The following is a 4,122-nucleotide window of genomic DNA, read 5'->3' as shown; positions in this document are numbered from 1 at the left end:
CCTCACCGCCGCCTCGCTGGGCCGCCTCCTCAAGAGCCGCGGGATCCGGGTCACGCTCCAGAAGCTCGACCCCTACATCAACGTCGACCCCGGGACGATGAACCCCTTCCAGCACGGCGAGGTGTTCGTCACCGACGACGGCGGTGAGACCGACCTCGACCTCGGCCATTACGAGCGCTTCGTCGACGTGCCGCTGACGAAGAAGTCGAACGCCACCACCGGCTCCATCTACCAGGAGGTCCTGGCCAAGGAGCGTCGGGGCGCCTACCTCGGGCAGACGGTCCAGGTGATCCCCCACATCACCGACGAGATCAAGGGGCGCATCCTCCGGCTCGCCGACGAGGACGTCGACGTGGTGATCACCGAGGTGGGCGGCACCGTCGGCGACATCGAGATCCTCCCGTTCCTCGAGGCCATCCGCCAGTTCCGCAAGGACGTCGGACGCGAGAACGTCTTCTACGTGCACGTGACCCTGGTGCCGTTCATCGGCCCGTCGGGGGAGCAGAAGACGAAGCCCACCCAGCACTCGGTCACCGAGCTGCGGAGCCGCGGCATCCAGCCCGACGCCATGGTGTGCCGCTCCGACCGGCCGATCCCGACCCGGTTGAAGGAGAAGATCTCCCAACTCTGCGACGTGCCCGAGGAGGGCATCGTCTCGGCGGTCGACGCCGACCACCTCTACGAGATCCCCCTCGTCCTCCACGACGAGGGCCTCGACGACTACGTGTGCCGAGTCCTCCGGCTCGAGGACCACGAGGCCGACCTCCAGGCCTGGCGGACCCTCGTGGCCAGCATCGACGCCGCCGAGCAGTCGGTCCGGATCGGCCTCGTCGGCAAGTACGTGAACCTCCCCGACGCCTACCTGTCCGTCGTCGAGGCGCTCCGCCACGGGGGGTACGCCTGCGGCGCCCGGGTCGACATCGACTGGATCGCCTCCGACGACCTCGAGGGGCTGCTCGCCGAGGGGCGCCTGCGCGACCTCGACGGGATCATCATCCCCGGCGGCTTCGGCTTCCGGGGCATCGAGGGCAAGATCGCCGCCGCCGGGTACGCACGCGAGCAGCAGGTCCCCTTCCTCGGCCTCTGCCTCGGGCTGCACTGCGGCGTGGTCGAGTTCGCGCGCGACGCCTGCGGCCTGCTCGGCGCCAACTCGAGCGAGTTCGACGCCCGCACCCCCCACCCGGTCATCGACCTGATGGACGAGCAGCGCGACATCGTCGACATGGGCGGCACGATGCGGCTCGGCACCTACCCGGCCCGACTGGAGCCCGGGTCCATCGTGTGGGCCGCCTACGGCGAGGAGCTCGTCTACGAGCGGCACCGCCACCGCTACGAGGTGAACAACCGGTACCGGGCTCGGCTCGAGGAGGCGGGGCTGGTGGCGAGCGGCACGTCGCCCGACGGGCGGCTCGTCGAGTTCGTGGAGCTGCGCCGCGACCTCCACCCGTTCTACGTCGCCACCCAGGCCCACCCCGAGTTCAAGAGCAGGCCCGACCGCCCCCACCCGCTGTTCGCCGCCTTCGTCCGGGCCGCGGCGGAGCGGGCCGAGGGCCGCGCGCCTCGTCTCCCGATCGTCACGGCCGACGTCCCGGCCTCGTGACCGACTTCCGCGTCGTCGAGACGACGGCGCGGTGCCGCTCCGGCTTCCTCGAGCTCGTCGAGCTGCGCGTCGTCGGCTCCGACGGCGAGTCGTTCACCCGGGACGTGGTGCGACACCCCGGGGCGGTGGCCGTGGTCCCGATGGAGGGCGACGCCGTCCTCATGGTGCGGCAGTGGCGCGCCGCCCCCGGCCGCAGCCTCCTCGAGGTGCCCGCCGGCAAGCGCGACGTCCCGGGCGAGGAGCCGGCCACGACGGCCTCGCGCGAGCTGGTGGAGGAGATCGGGCGGCGTCCGGGCCGGCTCGACTGGCTCGGCGCGTTCTACAACTCGCCCGGGTTCTGCGACGAGTACACCCACGTGTACCGCGCCACCGAGCTCACCGCCACCGAGCGCGGCGCGGTCACCGCCGAGGAGCGGGCCATGACCATCGAGCGGGTCGGCATCGACGACGTGCCCGCGCTCATCGCCGCGGGGGAGATCACCGACGCCAAGAGCATCGTCGGGCTCCTGCTGACCCGGCAGCGGCTCGAGCGCGAGCGCGCCGAGCGGGCCTGAGCCGGTGGCCGACGAGCCCGGCCCGGACGCGCTGACCGACGCGCTGGCCGAGCACGCCAGCTACCTCGCCGTCGAGCGGGGGCTGCGGCCGAACACGCTGGCCGCGTACCGGCGCGACCTGCGCGCGTACGAGCGGTTCCTGCGCCGGCGCGCCGTCACCGGACCCGGCGACGTGACGCCGACGATGGTGGCCGCCTACGCCACCGCGCTGCGCGCCCGCCGCGACGAATCCGGCCACGCCCGGCTGGCGGCGGCGTCGGTGGCGCGGGCGCTGGTGGCGGTCCGGTCGTTCCACCGCTTCTGCCTCGACGAGGGCCTCGGCGCCGGCGACCCGACCGCCGACATGGCCTCGCCGCGGGTGCCGGCCGGGATCCCGAAGCCGCTGTCGGAGCCCGAGGTCGAGGCGCTGCTGGCGGCGGCCGGCGACGACGGGCCGGCGGGGCTGCGGGACCGGGCCCTCCTCGAGGTCCTCTACGGCGCCGGGGTGCGGATCAGCGAGCTGGTGGGCCTGGACCGGGCCGACCTGGAGCTGGAGCGGGGCCTGCTGCGGGTGTTGGGGAAGGGGGGCAAGGAGCGGATCGTGCCGCTGGGGCGCCCGGCGCGGGGGGCCGTCGCCGCCTACCTCGAGCGGGGCCGGCCCGTCCTGGTCCGACCCGGTGGGGGACGGGCCCGGGCCGGCGACGCCGTGTTCCTGAACGCGCGCGGCGGGCGGCTCACCCGCCAGGGGGTCTGGGGGCTGGTGCGGGCCGCCGGGCACCGGGCCGGGCTCGGCGACCGGGTCTACCCGCACGTGCTCCGGCACTCGTGCGCCACCCACATGGTCGACCGGGGCGCCGACATCCGGGTGGTCCAGGAGCTGCTCGGCCACGCCAGCCTCTCGACCACGCAGGTGTACACGCAGGTCTCGGCGGCCCGGCTGCGTGCCGTCTACGACGCCGCCCATCCCCGGGCTCGGGCCCATTCCTCGGGAGATCGGGTGGGGGGCCGGCGGTAGCATTGCCGGATGGCCGACACATCTCACGGGGTGCTGCGCGCCCAGCTCCAGCAGGAGCGGGCCCGGCTGCGTGACCGGCTGGCGGACCTCGGCCAGGGGAGCAACGGGGACCTGACCTTCGACGGCGGCTTCGCCGACTCCAGCCAGGTGACCGCGGAGCGGGGGGAGATCGAGGCGCTCACGGTGACCCTGGCCGAGACGCTCGGGGAGATCGAGGACGCCCTCCACAAGTTCGACGAGGGCACGTACGGCCGGTGCGAGCGCTGCGGCGGGCCGATCGCCGACGCTCGGCTCGAGGCGATCCCGGCCGCCCGGCTCTGCATCACCTGCGCCTCGAAGTCGCGCTGACGGGTGCCCCTGCGCGAGGCGCTCATCTTGTTCGGCTGCCTCGTCGCGGCCGTCATCCTCCACGAGGTCAGCCACGGCGTCGTGGCCTCCTGGCTGGGTGACGACACCGCCAAGCGCGCCGGCCGCCTCACCCTGAACCCGCTGCCCCACATCGACCCGTTCGGGTCCATCATCCTGCCGGCCATGGGCGCGCTCGCGGGCCTGCCGATCTTCGGGTACGCGAAGCCGGTCCCGGTCGACCCGCGTCGGCTCCGCCGACCGCGCCGGGACATCATCCTCGTGAGCCTCGCCGGCCCGGCCACGAACCTGGTGCTCATGGCGGCCGCCGCCGTCGGCGCGCGCGCCATCTACTCGAGCGGCGGCGTGCTGCCCGGCACCATCGACCAGTCCACGTCGAACCTGCTGCTCGAGATCGTCTTCTACTTCGCCCTCGTGAACCTGCTGCTCGGGCTGTTCAACCTGCTGCCCATCCCGCCGCTCGACGGGTCGGCCCTCGTCGAGCGGCTGCTGCCGTCGGCCTGGCTCCCGACCTGGTACCGGATCCGCCCCTACGGGCTGCTCATCCTCCTCGTGCTCGTGTTCTTCACCGGTGTGGTCGGCACCGTCGTGCAGCCGTTCTTCGACGC

At 73.6% G+C, this 4,122-nt stretch carries 5 protein-coding genes; all 5 read left to right on the top strand.

Annotated features, from left to right (window positions below; all coding sequences use genetic code 11):
• On the top strand, positions 1–1,600 hold a 1,600-nt coding region (locus VG869_17355), incomplete at its 5' end, for a CTP synthase (GenBank protein HEV3452955.1).
• Positions 1,597–2,154 (top strand): NUDIX hydrolase, encoded by a 558-nt coding sequence (locus VG869_17350; protein ID HEV3452954.1) that lies wholly within the window; start codon positions 1,597–1,599, stop codon positions 2,152–2,154. The genes VG869_17355 and VG869_17350, both read left to right, overlap by 4 nt.
• A gap of 4 nt (positions 2,155–2,158) precedes the next feature.
• The gene (locus VG869_17345; protein HEV3452953.1) at positions 2,159–3,148 is read left to right on the top strand and encodes a site-specific tyrosine recombinase; all 990 of its coding nucleotides are present in this window, start codon (positions 2,159–2,161) and stop codon (positions 3,146–3,148) included.
• Between the two features lie 9 nt (positions 3,149–3,157).
• A complete protein-coding gene (locus tag VG869_17340; protein HEV3452952.1) occupies positions 3,158–3,496 on the top strand; it encodes a TraR/DksA C4-type zinc finger protein in 339 nt (112 codons plus the stop codon).
• Positions 3,497–3,499: 3 nt separating this feature from the next.
• The coding region (locus VG869_17335; GenBank protein HEV3452951.1) for a site-2 protease family protein at positions 3,500–4,122 on the top strand (623 nt) is incomplete at its 3' end.

The sequence above is a fragment of the Acidimicrobiia bacterium genome, from assembly GCA_035948415.1.
GTDB lineage: Bacteria > Actinomycetota > Acidimicrobiia > IMCC26256 > PALSA-555 > PALSA-555.
The sequence above is the reverse complement of the archived record's forward strand: the minus strand, read 5'-3'. Positions and strand labels throughout refer to the sequence as shown.